11 protein-coding genes are annotated in these 15,106 nt (G+C 69.8%); 3 read left to right on the plus strand and 8 right to left on the minus strand.

The features are described 5' to 3' along the window. Positions 1-114: 114 nt before the first annotated feature. The 5 genes from F8M74_RS35875 to mglB form a co-directional block, all read right to left on the minus strand. Positions 115-3,447: a tetratricopeptide repeat protein gene (locus tag F8M74_RS35875; protein ID WP_171410514.1), complete on the minus strand. Its 3,333-nt coding sequence runs from the start codon at positions 3,445-3,447 to the stop codon at positions 115-117. Next, entirely contained in the window at positions 3,447-5,876 is a 2,430-nt protein-coding gene (locus F8M74_RS35880) for a tetratricopeptide repeat protein (RefSeq protein ID WP_141258538.1), read from the minus strand. The genes F8M74_RS35875 and F8M74_RS35880 overlap by 1 nt, the downstream gene beginning before the upstream one ends. Before the next feature lie 11 nt (positions 5,877-5,887). Next, positions 5,888-6,592, minus strand: a complete 705-nt coding sequence (locus tag F8M74_RS35885) for a dihydrolipoamide acetyltransferase (protein WP_141258539.1) — start codon at positions 6,590-6,592, stop codon at positions 5,888-5,890. 121 nt (positions 6,593-6,713) lie between these two features. After that, entirely contained in the window at positions 6,714-7,301 is a 588-nt protein-coding gene (mglA, locus tag F8M74_RS35890) for a gliding-motility regulator Ras-like GTPase MglA (RefSeq protein WP_011552025.1), read from the minus strand. Positions 7,302-7,312: 11 nt separating this feature from the next. Further along, entirely contained in the window at positions 7,313-7,792 is a 480-nt protein-coding gene (gene mglB, locus F8M74_RS35895) for a gliding-motility regulator GTPase-activating protein MglB (protein WP_002637270.1), read from the minus strand. Between the two features lie 326 nt (positions 7,793-8,118). Between mglB and F8M74_RS35900 the strand changes: the two genes are divergently transcribed. Genes F8M74_RS35900 through F8M74_RS35910 form a run of 3 tightly spaced genes read left to right on the plus strand, consistent with a single transcriptional unit; the run spans position 8,119 to position 13,507 of the window. Continuing rightward, positions 8,119-9,645 (plus strand): collagen binding domain-containing protein, encoded by a 1,527-nt coding sequence (locus tag F8M74_RS35900; RefSeq protein WP_228560845.1) that lies wholly within the window; start codon positions 8,119-8,121, stop codon positions 9,643-9,645. Beyond that, a complete protein-coding gene (locus tag F8M74_RS35905; protein ID WP_141258541.1) occupies positions 9,642-11,612 on the plus strand; it encodes a FecR domain-containing protein in 1,971 nt (656 codons plus the stop codon). The genes F8M74_RS35900 and F8M74_RS35905 overlap by 4 nt, the downstream gene beginning before the upstream one ends. 2 nt (positions 11,613-11,614) lie before the next feature. Next, on the plus strand, positions 11,615-13,507 hold the full coding sequence (locus tag F8M74_RS35910; protein WP_141258542.1) for a protein kinase: 1,893 nt from the start codon (positions 11,615-11,617) through the stop codon (positions 13,505-13,507). Between the two features lie 36 nt (positions 13,508-13,543). On the opposite strand, the gene recR is transcribed toward F8M74_RS35910, so the two are convergent. The 3 genes from recR to F8M74_RS35925 all read right to left on the minus strand — a co-directional run bounded on the left by recR (position 13,544) and on the right by F8M74_RS35925 (position 14,984). Next, on the minus strand, positions 13,544-14,137 hold the full coding sequence (gene recR, locus F8M74_RS35915) for a recombination mediator RecR (RefSeq protein ID WP_011552029.1): 594 nt from the start codon (positions 14,135-14,137) through the stop codon (positions 13,544-13,546). A 6-nt stretch (positions 14,138-14,143) separates the two neighbouring features. Further along, the gene (locus tag F8M74_RS35920; protein ID WP_011552030.1) at positions 14,144-14,461 is read right to left on the minus strand and encodes a YbaB/EbfC family nucleoid-associated protein; all 318 of its coding nucleotides are present in this window, start codon (positions 14,459-14,461) and stop codon (positions 14,144-14,146) included. Positions 14,462-14,555: 94 nt separating this feature from the next. Then, positions 14,556-14,984 (minus strand): hypothetical protein, encoded by a 429-nt coding sequence (locus F8M74_RS35925; RefSeq protein ID WP_240462322.1) that lies wholly within the window; start codon positions 14,982-14,984, stop codon positions 14,556-14,558. Between the last annotated feature and the right edge of the window lie 122 nt (positions 14,985-15,106).

Consider the following 15,106-nt stretch of genomic DNA (forward strand, 5'->3'; position numbering starts at 1 on the left):
CCTCGGGCGTTGGCCGGGGGGCGGCGGGTGTGGTGGCGCACGCGGACAGCCAGAGGCTGGAGGCCAGCACCACGGAGGTCAGCGCGCGGGCGCATGAAAGACGCGGGCCAGGACTCACTTCGTTCCCTCCCCGGACAGGCGCGGGCCCTCTTGCGGCGTCGAGCGCACGGGTCCGGTGATGCTGCCCACCAGCCCATCCGGGTAGGTGGCGTCCGCGGCGAGCGCCTGCTTGGGCTCCTTGAGCACCGGGTACTCCTTGGGCCGGAAGCGGTTGAGGGACTCCAGCGTGCGGCGCGTCCACTCGTTGGTGAGGCGGTTCTTCCGTGCCTCGGCCAGTGTGGCGGCGTAGCTCTCCACGGCGGCTTCTTCCAGCGAGGTGGTCTGCTGGACCAGCGCGTCCTGATAGACGACCACCGCCTCCTCGCCCATCCGCTTCACCTCCGCCGGGACGGGCGTCTCGATGATGGTGTTGGCGAAGCGCTCCAGGGCGTAGCCCCGGCGGTAGAGCGCGGCCAGCGTCCACTCCAGTTGCTTGTACGGGTAGACGCGCGCGTACGCGGTGTTGACGGACTTCACGCCGTTGCGTTTGGCCGTGAAGCTGCGCTCCAGCGCCTTGCCTTTGCCGCCAATCTTCAGCTTGTCGAACTTCTGGAACTCCAGTTCGGCCAGCTGGAAGCGGCTGTAGGCGGCGGCATCCGCGGCCAGCGGGTGCGTGTCCGGCTGGAGCTTGCGCCGGTCGAACTCCGCGGCGGACCGCGCCCAGGCGTTCTGGGCGTCGCGCGTGCTGCCCAGCTTCTGGTGGGCGTCTCCCATGCGCCGGTGCGCGTCCACCACCAGCTCAACCTGTCCGGACTGCGAGGCGAACTTGCGCACGAACTCCTGCAGCGCGCGGACCTCGCCACGGGGGTTGCCCTGCTTCTCGTAGATGATGGCGGCGCGGTACTGATTCTTGGGCGCGTCCTCCGCCTTGGGGAACAGGTCCGCGTAGCGCATGAAGGCGGCGGCGGCCTCCGGGTAGCGCTGCTGGCCCTCCAACAGGCGCGCGGCGTTGAAGAGCGCCGCCTCCCGGTCCTTCGAGTCCGGGTAGTCCTTCACCAGCTTCTGGTAGCTGACGACGGCCTTGTCGAAGTCGTAGGAGTTCTCCGCGTTCACCGCCACGCGGAACAGCGCCCCGCCGGCCAGCGGTGACGACGGGTATTCGCGGTAGATGCGCTCGTACAGCTTCAGGGCGGAGTCGAAGCGGCGCGTGTTCTCATGCGCCACGGCGGCGTTGTTGAGGGCCTTGTCTGCGAACTCGTGGCGGGGCGACTCGTCCACCAGTTCGATGTACTTCGACGCGGCCTCTTCGTACTTCGACTCGGCCATGAGCTGGTCGGCGAGCTTGAAGCGGCCGGCGAGCTTGAACTGCACCAACTGCTTGTGCAGGTCGCTGGACGGGTCGATGACCTTGTCGTTGCTGGCCAGCCGCGCGCTGACGGACTCCACGCTCCGCCAGTCCTCGTCGATGAGGAAGGTCTCGATGGTGAGGTTGGTGGCGTAGCGGGCCACCTCGTGGCTCGGGTACGCCTGGATGATGGCCTCGAAGCGGCGGCGCGCCTCGGGGAAGTCGTCGTGCGAGTAGTACAGCTCCGCGGCCTGGTAGGCGATGCCGGGCGCCTTCTCTCCAGCGGGCAGCAGGGCGACGTAGGCGTCCGCGGCAGCCACCAGCTGCTGCTCGGTGGGCGCGAAGGGGCGGGGCTTCACGGCCTGGCCCTGGGGGCGCTCCGTCGAGCGCAGCGTCTTGGACTCCGGCACCGTGCCCGCCTGGATGTCCAGCGTGAGCTGCTTCTGCCACGCGAGCACCGCGTTGAGGGCCGCGTCCGGGCGGTGCTTGTTGGCCGTGTCCGTGTCGCGCACCTCTTCGTAGGCGCGCGCGGCGGCGGCGAACTGGAAGGCGTTGTAGAGGCACTCCGCGTAATAGAAGCGCATGTCGCCCGCGCTCTTCGTCCGCGGGAAGCGCTCCAGGTACGTGCCATACGCGCGGGCGGCGATGTCGAAGGCGCTCCGGGCCTGCTCGAACTTGCCCTCCTGTTTGAAGACCAGGGCTTGCTGATGGTGGTAGGTGGCGCTGCCGTACAGGCTGCGCTCGGCCAGCGCGTTGGCGCGGGCGATGGCCGCCGTGTCGCCCTTGTTCTTCTCGTACCAGGCGCCGCCGGGCTGGTAGAGGTTGGCCAGGGCCTCGGACTCGGCGAAGGACAGGCCCAGCATGCGGTCCCGCTCGTAGGCCTGGACGATGCGCTGCTGCACCATGGGCGCGTCCGGCGCGTCCGGCGCCTTCTGCAGCACCCGACGATAGGCCTCGATGGCCGGCGCGTGCTTCGTCTGGTCGAAGTAGACGTTGCCCAGTCGCTGGTACACCTCGGCCTCGTAGGGGCGCGGGCCACGCTCCGCGAAGAGCGCTTCTGCCCGGGCGATGCCGCCCCACGTGTCGTCCGCCAGGGAGATGGCCACGTACTGGAGGGCTTCCTCGCGCAGGTCGCCACCGGCCGTCGCGTCGCCCTTCGCCACGCGCTGGGCTTCGTAGAATTCCACCAGCGTCAGGAAGGACGCCACCGCTGGCTCGAAGCGGTCCAAGCGGTAGTACGTCCAACCGAGCTTGTAGAGCGCCTTGTCGTAGAGCGGGTGCGAGGCGTCGCGCGTGGCGGCCTCGTAGGCCTGCGCGGCCTTGGGCAGGGCCTGCGGGTCCTCGTAGTTGTCGAACCAGTACTCGCCAATGCGCACCCAGGACTCGGTGGCGAAGCGGCTCTGCGGGTAACGCGCGATGAGCTGCTGGTACGCGTGGAGGCTGTCGTCGTACTGGTCCTGCTTCTCCAGGCAGTAGGCCAGCAGGTACCAGGCGCCGTCGTTGAGGCGGTAGTCCGGGAAGGTGGCCAGCAGCTTGCGGTAGAGCGCGATGGAGGGCGCGTAGTCCACGCGCGGCTCGGTGGGGAACTCCGCGTCCGGGTTCTTGTCGTGCGCCTCCAGCCGCTCCGCGTAGTCCCGCATCGCCAGCAGGTGGTCGTCCGACGAGCGCTCGTAATACAGCTCCGCCAGGCGGAACATCACGTCCGGCGTGAAGCGCGGCTCGGTGGGGTAGCGGCGCAGGAACTCCTCGAACCGGGCAATGGCGTCCAGCCGCTCGCTGCGCTCCTGGGCCTCCAGGTCCTTGATGCGCTTCTCGTAGGAGGCCGCCAGCGCGCCACGCTTCTGCTCGTAGCGCTGCTCCACCAGCTCCTGCACCTCACGGTGGAACTCGCGCGCCTCGGATTCGTAGAGCTCCAGCGCGCTGCTCACCTCCTGGAACAGCGCTTCCTGTTCGGGCGTGCGTCCCATGCCCTGGAGGTAGGGGGCCGCGGGCGCGGCGGGAGCCTCCGCGGCGGAGGCGGGGCCCGCCAGGGCGAGCAGCGCGGCGAGGAGACGGGAGCGCATCACTCCTTCACCTCGGACAGGACGTCCTGGAACTCGGCGTCCAGCTCGCGCAGCGCCTCGTCCTTCTGCGTGGAGAGCGTCTGGATGGCTGTCGTCTTGTCCTGCTTCTCGTTGAAGGCCACGTCCACCACGCCCACGTCCGCCTTGAGCACCAGGTAGTAGAACTGCTGCCGCACGCGGCGGATGCTGTCGTAGGCGATGCGGCCCACCAACTGTCTGGCGTCACCGGAGACGGTGGCGACTTCGGCCTCGTAGCGCTCCAGGAGCTGCTGCTCGCCCACGACCTTCTCGCGGATGACGCGGCCCCGGCTCTCCAACCGTTCGCGCACCACGTTCCGGGCCGTCGTCACGCGTTCGCGCAGGCCGTCCAGCCGGCCGCGCACGCCCTGGGTGCGCCGCAACGTGGCCAGGACCTCCGCGTCCGCCCGGGGCTCCGCCTCGCGCAGGATGGCGTGCTCGCGCCGCAGGGAATCGGCATAGGCGATGCGGATGGCGCGCTCGCCGGCCAGGGTGGTGTCCACGGCGTTGCGCTCGTCCGCCAGCCGCGCGCGCGTGGCGGTCAGCTCCGCCTTGAGGTCCTTCAGCGTCTGGACCTCGGCCTGCAACTGCAGCAGGAACTCGCGCTCCTCGTCCGGAGGCGTCTGCCGGTAGGTCCGCGAGTCATCCACCCACTTGCGTATCGAGGCGGCGATGGCGTTGAGCGACTGAAGCTCGAAGTCGAGCCGGTGGGCGTCGCGGTCCAACGCGTCCACTCGCCGTTGCATGCGCTCGCGGCGGTCCTCCAGCGTCTTCAACGAGGTGGGCAGCGCGGAGAAGCGGCGCTCCAGGGCTTCACGTGCGTGCTGGGCCTCCGTCAGCCGCGCCAGCTCGGCGGGCGTGAGCACGGCCTGCATCGCGAGCGTCTCTACCCGCACCAACTCCGCCTCCGCTTGGGTGAGGGCGGTGTCGACCGCGTCCGCGCGCGTGTTGGCTTCCTGCAGCTCTGGGAAGGTCTCCAGGCCGCGCGTGTCCAGGGCGTGGAGGATGCGCTGGGCAATGGCCGCGGCCTCGCTCCGGCCCCGGCGACCACTGTCGATGTCCTCCACCATTCGCACCGCGTCCGCCACCTCGCGCTGCGTGGTGGCGTACTTCAGCACCAGATGCGGCAGCACCGTGCGCATGTCCAGCGGGCCGTCCGCGCGCACCAGCAGCCGGTCGAAGTACGCCACCGGGTCGCTGTGCGAGCTCAGCAGTGCGTCCACCTGCTCCCTGGGGGGCCGGAAGGTGTCGATGACCTGGGTATAGGTATCGGTCGCCTCGTCGTACCGGCGCAGCTTCTGGAGCAGGTTGCCCTGGAGGATGCGGCCTTCGGCGGCGAGCTGCGAGTCGGGCGCCACCAGCAGGAGGATGTCGATGGCGTTCTTCGCCTGCTGGTAGTGGCCCCGGCGCACGTGGACCCAGGCGGATTCGTAGAGGGAGTCGGGGAAGGACTCGCTGTCACGCGGCACCTGGCCGTAGCGGTCCAGCGCGTCGTCGAAGCGGCCCGTCTCGTACAGCAGCCGCCCCAATGACATCAGCGCCAGCTCGCGCACGCGGCGGGCTTCCTCCTCCGGCGTGGGCGCGGAGCGGCGAGGACCCGTTCTGCCCGGAGCGGCCTGTGCGGCCTGGGCGGAGGGCGGGGTGGCCAGCTGCTGGAAGCGGGTGATGGCCGCGGGCAGGTCACCTTCCTGCACGGACAACACGCCCAGGTGGTAGGCGGCCTGGAGCCGGAAGGCGCCGTTGGGCGCCTGTGCCAATGGCGTGAAGGCGGCGCGGGCCTGAGCGATGCGGTCCGCCGCAGACAGGTCCGTGCGCCGGAACAGCCACTTCGCGTGGACGTAGGCAATCTCCGGGGACAGCTGCCCGCCGGACAGCGCGCGGGCCTGCGCCACGTAGGCCTCGACACCCTCGAAATAATTGAGGCGGCCGGCCACCGTCAGGTAGCGCGACAGGGCCTCGCGGTGGTGCCCGGAGGTCGGGGGCAGGGCCAGCAGCTCGCGCAGGTACAGGCGCGCGCCAATGTCGTTGCGCTGCTCCAGGAGCGAGTCCGCCAGGTAGAACAGCGCGTCCGGATAGCGCGGATGCGGGCGGAAGCGCGGGTCGCTCACCAGGTCGTAGAAGAGGACGGACGCCGCCGGCCAGTCGCCCAGCAGGTAGTGGATTTCGCCGTCGGAGAAGCGGCGCGCGCGGGCGTCGTCGTCACTGGGCTCGGCGCGCTGGGTGAACTGCGTCTCCACGAAGTGGAGGTTCTCCTCGACGCCGAGCAGTCCCGTCTCCACCGCGTCGAGCCGCGGCGACAGGTCGCGCGCGGTCGGCGGGGGCGCGGGCACCTGCGCGGGCTCGGCGGAACGGACGGCCGCCGGCCCCAGCAGGGCCGCCGCGAGAGCGAGGGCGCGGAGTGACGCGTTCACCGTCTGGCCCTCTACTGCCCGGGAGTGGAACGGGTGACGGGCGGCGGCGCGGCGGGCGCGGCCTTGCGGCCCGACTCACGCGCGACGGAGACGTCGTAGCGCACCGCGGGCCGGTCCTTCAGGTCCGTGGTGATGCCGCCCTGTTCGTAGCCCACCACGTGCACGGTGGACGTCTTCCCCGGCTCCGCGCTGAAGGTGTAGCTGGACTGCACCTTGAACTTGTAGCCCTCCAGGTAGCTGAACACACCGTAGCCATTGCCCCGGTACACGAGGCGCACGGCGAGCTGGTGCTGCCCGGGGACGATGCGGCCGTTGAAGACCTCGAAGAGCTCGCGCTTGCCCAGGTCCGTCTGGCCCTCTTCATCCACCTGCGTGTAGACGGGCGCGCCGTCGAGCGCGTACGCCACCGACTCCAGTTCGAAGGAGCCGCCCATCTCGTTCTTGTGGATGATGACGGCGCGAGCGCCCGTGGAGACGTCACCGCCCAGCACCGTCTCCTGCAGCAGCAGCAGGCGCGCCTTGGAGCGGTAGATCTTCTCCTTCAGGTCGACGACGTTCTCCTCCAGCGTCTTCACGCGGGTATCGAACGCCTCGTCCGCGGTCGCCGCGGCCTGTGCCGAGGGAGGAGCGGATGCGGCGGGCTCCTGCGCGAGCGCCGGCCCACAGAGGGCGGCGCCCAGCAGGGCGAGGAGCGGGAAGGTGGCGGCGACACGCACGGTACGACCTCAGTGGGCAGACGGTCCGACCTGACGGCAAGGGAGGACATAGCACCCTTGCCTGTAGGACGTCTTGCCACGCCGTGGGCGGGGACCGGGGTCGCCCGCCTGGGCGCTTGCTTCAACCACCCTTCTTGAGCTCGGTGAGGACGAGCTTGGCCACGGCCTTGAGCGTGTCGAAGACGCCCACGCCCGTGGGCGCCACGGCCTGGTACTCCGGGATGTTGCGGTGGTTGAGCGCCTTGCGCATCTCCTCCACCGTCACCGCGTTGGGCAGGTCGCGCTTGTTGTACTGGATGACGTACGGAATCTTGTTCAGGTCGTAGCCCTGCTCCGCAAGGTTGATGCGGAGGTTCTCGAGCGACTCCATGTTCGCTTCCATGCGTTCGATCTGGCTGTCTGCCACGAACACGACACCGTCCACGCCCTTGAGGATGAGCTTGCGGCTGGCGTCGTAGAAGACCTGACCGGGCACCGTGTACAGGTGGAAGCGCGTCTTGAAGCCGCGAATCTCACCGAGCGACAGCGGCAGGAAGTCGAAGAAGAGCGTGCGGTCCGTCTCCGTGGAGAGGGAGATGAGCTTGCCCTTCGTCTCCGCGGCGGTCTTGTTGTAGATGTACTGAAGGTTGGTCGTCTTCCCGCAGAGCCCGGGCCCGTAATAGACAATCTTGCAGTTGATTTCGCGGGATGAGTAATTGATGAAGGACATGGCTTCCCGGGTTACTCGCTGAAGAGGTTGTCGATATCGTCGTCGGAGATCTCGGCGAAGGGCGACCCAGCTCCAGGACTGTCAGTCTTCTTCACCAGGCTCTCGAAGATCTTCGTGAGCTCGTCGCTGGCCTTCTTGATGCGAAGGCGGACGAGGCCAAGGCTGGTGCGGTTGTCAAAGATGACGACCAGCACGACCCGGCTGCCGACGATGGTCATGTACAGCGAGTCCTTGGCCCCCTCGTGGAACTGGTTGGGGAACTCGTTCTCCCCAATCAGCTTGGCCAGGCCACCCATCGCGGCCACGTTACCGGCCGTCAGCGAGGCCAGTGACGTGGTGTCGATGTTCTGCGTCTGACCCGCGGAGGAGATGAGCTGCCCGTTCTTGTCGACGAGGAAGACCACCTTCGCGTTCGCGTCCTTGGTAAGCCGGTCGCAAACGGCGTTGATCTTGGTGAACTCCTCTTCGTACATCACCAGTTGCGTGCCCATGGGCGTATGCGCTCCTCAGCGTTCGCTCGTCCCGCTCATGGCGACGCTCCGATGTTTCTAGAGTGAATCCACGAGGTTAGACGAGGCGCTACCGACCGTCAGGATGCTTAGCAAAGCGTATCCACTCCAGCAAGAAGCCTTCCGCTTCCTGGAGGAGGTTCCGTGCCCGTTCTCATGCCCTCCGGACGCACTGTGGGGTGGAGGCCACGGATCCGCACCCTGAGCGCGTGGTTTCTGAACGGGCCCGTCCCACGGGGTTGGGGGCCTTCCCGGCTTTCTCTATACTCCGCTGCGTTTTGCCGCCCCCGCTTCTCCTGCGTTGCTTCGTGGCGCGCCTGGCGCTGGTGCTCCTCTTCCTGCTTGCCACGTCCCCCGCCCACGCGGAGGAAGTGGCCGAGCACGCCTCGTCGCGCCTTCGCTACGGGCTGTCCCTCCGTGACGGCCGTCAGGCGGATGTAGGGCCCGGGCTCACCTATGAGGGCTTCACGCCGAACGACGTGGCGGCCGTGGGCACTGTGTGGCTGGGCACGTCCTGGCTGGGCGCGTGGGCCGGGTTGCAGCGGGAGGCCTTCGACCTGCGGGAGGGCGCGCTGCGGATCACCGGTGGCAGCCTGTGGCGGGCCTCGGTGGGCCCCCGGGCGCGCGCCTTCCTGGGCCCGGTGCGCGCGGAGCTGGGCGCGGGCTATGGCTTCTCGCAGCTTCCCCACTTCAATGACTCGGCCGAGCCCGTGCTCCTTCGGGGCGTGCGGCATGGGGCGGTGGTGGGCGGCCTGGTGCGCTTTCCGCTGATGCTGGGGCTGCAGTTGGAGGCGCGCGGTGAGCTGCCGGTCTCGCTGTGGGTGCGCGACGCCATGGGCGCCCGGGCGGAGGCGACGGGGTTCTCCGCCGGTGGCGCGCTGCTGGTGCCGCTGCGGCGAGCGGAACGCTGGACGGGCACGCTGGTGCTGGACTTCCAGCACGTGCAGGACACGGTGACGCTGGAGGATGGGACGCAGTCCTGGCAGCGGCTGCGGCGGATGGGCGCGGCGCTGGAGCTGGCGTGGCATGACGGTGTCCGGAAGACGCGGCAGGTGCCCGTGCCCGTGCCGGTGGTGGTGGTGCCCGGGAGCGTGCGGTTTCACGTGCTGGACGGGCGGACGGGCGCGCCGCTGCCCGGAGCGCGGGTCATGGTGGAGGGCGAGGCGCACGTGGCGGACGCGCAAGGCCTCGTCGAAGTGGCGTCCCTGTCGCCCGGGCCGGTGTCCGCGCAGGTGACGGCGGAGGGATACGCGTCCGAGGAGGCGACGGCCACGGTGGAGGAGGGCATGCGCGCGGAGCTGGAGGTCCGAGCCGCGCCACTGCCGCCACCGACGGGCGCGCTGCGGGTGACGGTGGTGGATGCGCGGACGGGCGCGCCGCTGCCGGACATTCGCGTGTCGGTGGGCACGGCCCAGGTGCGCACGGACCTGACAGGGCAGGTGGTGGTGAGGGACCTGGCTCCGGGGCCCGTGGCTGTCGCGGTGGCGTCTTCCGGTTTCCGGTCCGCGGATGAAGCCGCGGTGGTCCTCGCCGGGCAGGAGTCCACGCTGTCGGTGCCACTGGCGCCGGAAAAGAAGGGGACGCGGGCCACGCTGGTGGGACAGGTTCGCAGTGTGCGAGGGGGCAAGCCATTGGCGGCGACCCTCCTCATCACGAAGGCCCGAGTGCGCGCGCGCACGGATGCGAAGGGGGCTTTCAATGTCCAGGTGCGGGGTGGCACCTACCGCATCACCATCTCCGCGCGAGGGCATCTGTCCCAGACGAAGGTCATCACCCTGCGCGAGGGGGAGCGGACCATCCTCAATGTCGACCTCTTCCCGAGGGGGAAACGGTGAGTGCCCCGCGTCGTTGGTTCCTGGTCCTGCTGCTCCTCGTCGCGGGGTGTGATGATGACGCCGTGGCGCCGCCTCCCGGGCCCTCGGCGGTGGTCGATGCGGGCGCTGGCGAAGTGCTGGGCCGCCTGGAGGGCTTGAGCGGCGACGTGCGCCTGGAACGAGGTGGCAAGCAGGCGCCCGCCGAAGAGGGGCCCTTGTACGGGGGCGACGCGGTGGAGACTGCCGCGGGTGGTGCGGCCACGGTGCGTTTCCCGGATGGCCGTTCCGTGGAGGTGGGGCCGGACGCGCGCTTCGCGCTGGGCTCGGACTCGGGGGGCATCGTGCTTCAAGTGGAGCGCGGCATCCTGTTGTCGCGCGTGCCCGCTGGTGCGACGCGCGCGGGCCAGGGCTCGAAGGTGGCGCTGACCATCCGCACGCCCTTCGGCCTCACGCGCGTGGGGGCGGATGAACCCAGCGAGGTTCGCGTGCAGGTGGCCGAGGACGCGGGCCGCGTCGAGGTGCGGCTGGGCGCCATCGAGTTCGTGGGCCGCGATGGCAAGACGCTGCGCGCGTCCGAAGGCGACGCGGTGGAGGCGACGTCCGGCCGGACGGAGCTGGTGGCTCGCGGGGCGCGTGTCCTGGAGCTGGCGCCGATTCCGGTGACGGTACGGCTGGCGGCGGGGCGCGCGGAGGTGCGGGCCAAGGGGGCGTCGGACTGGCGTCCGGTGGCGAAGCAGGGCGAGGTGCTATCGCCGGGAGGCAGCGTGCGCACCCGGCGCGGAGGCTCCGCGGTGTTGGCGCTGGAGGGCTCGGCCACGGTGGCGTCACTGGGTTCGGACGCGGAGCTGGTGCTGACGTCCGCGGAGCAGGGCGACGCCACGGACGAGGCGCGCTTCGACTTGTTGAAGGGCTGGCTGAACCTGCAGCTCGCGCGAGGGCGTACCAGCCGGCTGGTGCTGCCGGGGCTGCAGGTGGAGGGCGGCGGTGAAGCGCGGCTGGCGGTGCGCCGCACGGCCGCGGGCTATCTGGTGGATGCCCTCACCGGACAGGTGACGCTGGTTCGCGGAGACGCCCGGCAGGCGCTGCGCGCGGGTGAGCGCGCCACGGTGGATGCGTCCTCCGCGCAGGCGCCACGCGTCGAGCCGCTCGCGCCCGCGCCACTGGCACTGGGCGTCGTCGACGGCGCGGAGGTGTTCCATCCAGGGCTGCGGGATGTGGCCATCACCTGGGAAGGGGAGGGCGAGGCCCTGGTGGAGGTCGCGGAGGACTCGGCCTTCACGCGGCCGGTGCTGTCAGGCACGGTGTACCGTCCCTTCATCAACGTGCCCGCGCCGGTGCGCGGCATGCTCCACTGGCGGGTGCGCCGCAAGGATGGGACGCAGGTGTCGGGCAGCGCGTCGTTCGCGCCGGAGCGCGCGGTGCGCTCGCTGGCGCGGGTGCGCAACGTGGTGCCCGAGGGGCCGGAGAAGACGACCATCTTCTACCAGGACAAGCCCCCGGCGGTGACCTTCACCTATGCCTCGGAGACCTCCGCGGCGCGCTACCGTGTGGCGGTGTACCGCGCGGGGGCATTGGAAACGCCGGTGGCCGAACGCACCGTGACGGAGACTCGCGCCGCGCTGGACGCCGGTGCGCTGAGCGAGGGCAACTACCTCTGGTCCGTCACGCCGCTTTCCGCCACGGGTGCACAGCTCAAGGGGGGACGGATGAACAAGCTGGAACTGGTCTACGACAACTCGGTGCCGGTGCTCATGGTGTCCACACCGCGCAACGGGCAGGCCGCGGGCGCGAAGGTGCGCGCGGCCGGTGTCGCACCTGTGGACGCTCGCCTGTCCATCAATGGACGCCCGGTGGCGCTGGATGGCAAACACCGGTTCAACACCTGGGTGGAGCCGGTGGGCTCGCCGCCCGTATTGGTGTTTAAGATGACGCGTCCTGGTGCCCCGGCGGTCCATACGGTGCGCACTCTGAAACAGCGAGGGCCGTGAGGATGTCCCCCCCCCAGACGACCCTGCCTGTGACGGAAGCGGGCCTTGTGCCCCTGCTTCAGCCTTATGGCCCGTACGTGCTCGTGCGAAAGCTGGCCGAAGGCGGCATGGCGGAAATCTTCCTCGCCAAGCTGCTGGGCGCGGACGGCTTCGAGCGCAACGTCGTCATCAAGCGGATGCTGCCGCACCTGACGAACAACCCCGACTTCGTGGAGATGTTCCGGGACGAGGCGCGGCTGGCGGCGAAGCTGGCCCATCCGAACATCGTGCAGATTCAGGAGCTGGGCTTCGCGGAGGGCTGTTACTACATCTGCATGGAGTACCTCGCGGGCGAGGACTTCTCCACGACGCTGCGGCTGGCCGGACGCAAGCGCCACTACGTGCCGCTCCCCGTCGTGCTCCGCGTCCTCATCGACGCGGCGCGCGGGCTGCACTTCGCGCACGAGTTCACCAACGAGGCCGGGCAGCCGCTGAACGTCGTCCACCGCGACATCTCTCCGTCGAACCTGTACCTGACGTACCAGGGGCAGGTGAAGGTGCTGGACTTTGGCATCGCCAAGGCCGAGTCGCGGCTCGTCAACACGCGCACTGGCGTGGTGAAGGGCAAGTACATGTACATGGCGCCGGAGCAGGCGCGCGGCAAGGAGGTGGACCGCCGTGCGGACATCTTCGCGCTGGGCGTGAGCCTGTACGAGGCGCTCACCCATGTGCGGCCCTTCTCCCGGGAGAACGACCTGGCGGTGCTCAACGCGCTGCTGCAGGGCGAGCTCAAGCCGCCGCGCGAGCTGCGGCCGGACTTGCCCGAGGAACTGGAGGCCATCCTCCTGAAGGCCATGGCCTTCAAGCCGGAGGACCGCTACCCCACCGCGGAGGCGTTCGCGGACGCGCTGGAGACGTTCCTCTCGGAGCATCTCAGTGGCTCAGGCGCGATGCCGCTCGGCGCCTTCTTGAAGGGGCACTTTGGTGACGAGCGCTTCACCGAGCGCTCACGCATTCCCACGCTGGCCACGCTCACCGCGACGTACGGAGGCGCCGCGGCAGGGGCGCAGGGGCAGGCGCCGGGGGCGGAGACGCACGGGACGAACCTGTATGGCGTGCTTGCTCGGGAGGGGGACGCCACGTCCGCCCAGCGCCCCGGCATGTCCATGCGGCCTTCCTCGCCAGGCATGCCTGCCCATGGCGCGGCCTCACGTGGGCCGACGTCGCCGGAGCCCGCCCCCACGGCTGGAGGCCGACGCTGGCGTACGCTGGCTGTGGGATTGGCGGGTGGCCTGATGTTGGCGGCGGCGGGCATCGTTGGATATCGGCAGTGGGTGACGACGCCCGCTTCGGTGTCGCTGGTGCCGGCCACTGCGCCCGTCGTGGAGGCCGTGGCACCGGAGGATGCTGCCGCTCAGGCCGGTTCTCTGACGGAAGCCGTGGCCAATGGGGCGGGTGGCGACGTGGGCGAGACGGATTCGGCGCAGCCCCCCGTGGATGCTGCTGGCGCGACGGAGACGGACGAAGCCGGACTTGCTGGCGCTGCGTCCGATGTCGAGCCGGAGGCGGATGAAGAAGGGGCGGACGCGGCACCTGTGCGGTCGAAGAAGGCCTCGTCGCAGAAGCGGGTGACGCTGGGCATCGACGACGTGCAGCGTGTCGTCTCGCGTGGACGGGCGCGCATCACCACGTGCTTCGAGCGCTACAAGGCGGACCTTCCTTCGAGCCAGGGCGAGGTGCAGGTGCAGCTCACCATCGTCTCGTCGGGCAAGGTGCGGGCGGGGACGCGGGGACCGCTGGCTTCGTCGGGCGTGGGCCGCTGCCTGGAGGCCCAGGCGGAGCGCCTTCGCTTCCCTCCTCACCGGGACCAGGAGGTCACGGTGGTGATGCCTTTTTCGTGGCGGGTGACGCAGTAGCGGCGCGAGGAAGCTCGCGCCGCCACCGCGAGTGGCCTAGAGGTCGCGGCGGGCGGAGAGTGCCTTGGCGAGCGTGGCCTGGTCGGCGAATTCCAGGTCGCCGCCCATGGGCAGGCCCTGGGCGATGCGGGTGACACGCAGGCCCATGGGCTTGAGCAGGCGGGTCAGGTAGAGCGCGGTGGCTTCGCCCTCGACGTCCGGGTTGGTGGCGAGGATGAGTTCCTCCACCCGGCTGTCGTTGAGGCGCTCCAGCAGCTCGCGGATGCGGAGCTGGTCGGGGCCCACGCCCTCCAGGGGAGACAGCACGCCGTGCAGGACGTGGTAGCGGCCCTTGAACTCACGGGTGCGCTCCAGCGCCATCAGGTCTGCGAACGTCTCCACGACGCACAGCACGCGCTCGTCGCGCCGAGCGTCCCGGCAGAAGTTGCAGGTCTCCGCGTCGGTGAGGGAGAAGCAGCGCACGCACAGGTGCACCTTCTCCTTCACCTCGCGAATGGCCTGCGACAGCTCCGCGGCATACTCACCCGGCGCCCGCAGGATGTGGAACGCGAGGCGCTGCGCGGTCTTCTCGCCGATGCCCGGCAGCTTCGCGAGCTGGGCGACGAGTCGATTCAGCGGATCGGGGGTCATCCGGTATCAGGTAATGCCGGGGATCTTGACGCCGCCGGAGATTTTCGCGAGCTCGCGCTGCATGTGCTGACGGCTGCTCGCCAGCGCGGCGTTCACCGCGGCGGTGATGAGGTCCTCGAGCATCGACGTGTCGTTGGGGTCGATGGCTTCCTTGTCGATCTTGATGCTGCGGATCTCCTGGATGCCGTTGGCGACGACGGTGACCCGGCCGTCACCGGCCTTGGCCTCCACGCTCTCTTCCGCCAGCTGCTGCTTCCGCTCTTCTATCTTCTCCGTCAGCTTGTTCGCCTGCCGGATGAAGTAGTTCAGGTCGACGCCAGGCATATGCTTCCTCGGTGCTCGTGGGAGCGGGCGCCACGGACATGGCCCCGCCCCGGCGTGGAATGGGGCGCCACCCTACCGTTGCGCGAGGCGGTTGTCAGGCGCTGTCGTCGGGGGTGTCGTCCGCTGGCACGGCCCCGGGGCGCTCGGGCTCGTAGACCTGGATGTGTTCGATTTCGCCTCCCAGGAACTTGAGCACCGCCCGGACGGCGGGGTGGCTGCGGACCTTGCTGTCCGTGTTCTTCTCGTGGGCGGCGCGCGTCTGTGCGTCCTGATCGGCCAGACTGGGGCCCAGCCGGGGGTCGTCCGGAGATGCATCCTGGACGGTGAGCTTCACCGGGCGGCCGAAGTGCTCGGCCAGGGCCTTGTCCACGGCGGCCTTGCCCGCGGTGGCGTTGACGGCCATGCGGTGGAAGCCGGCCACGGGCAGGAAGCCGAGGACGATTTCGCCGTTCTTCATGGACATCAATCGCCCGTTGGAGAGCGCCGCGCCCTGCCGGGGATGGGAGGACTTCACCGTCTCCACGGCGGCCCGCCAACGCTCGATGAGGGGCAGGTTGGGGTTGTCCCGGGAGCGGGTGACAGGGGCCGGCGGGGGTGGTTCGGGCTCGTCGTGGATGACGGGCTCGGACGCCGGCCCCTGTCACC

This window comes from Myxococcus sp. CA023 (assembly GCF_010998615.1).
Taxonomy (GTDB): Bacteria; Myxococcota; Myxococcia; order Myxococcales; family Myxococcaceae; genus Myxococcus.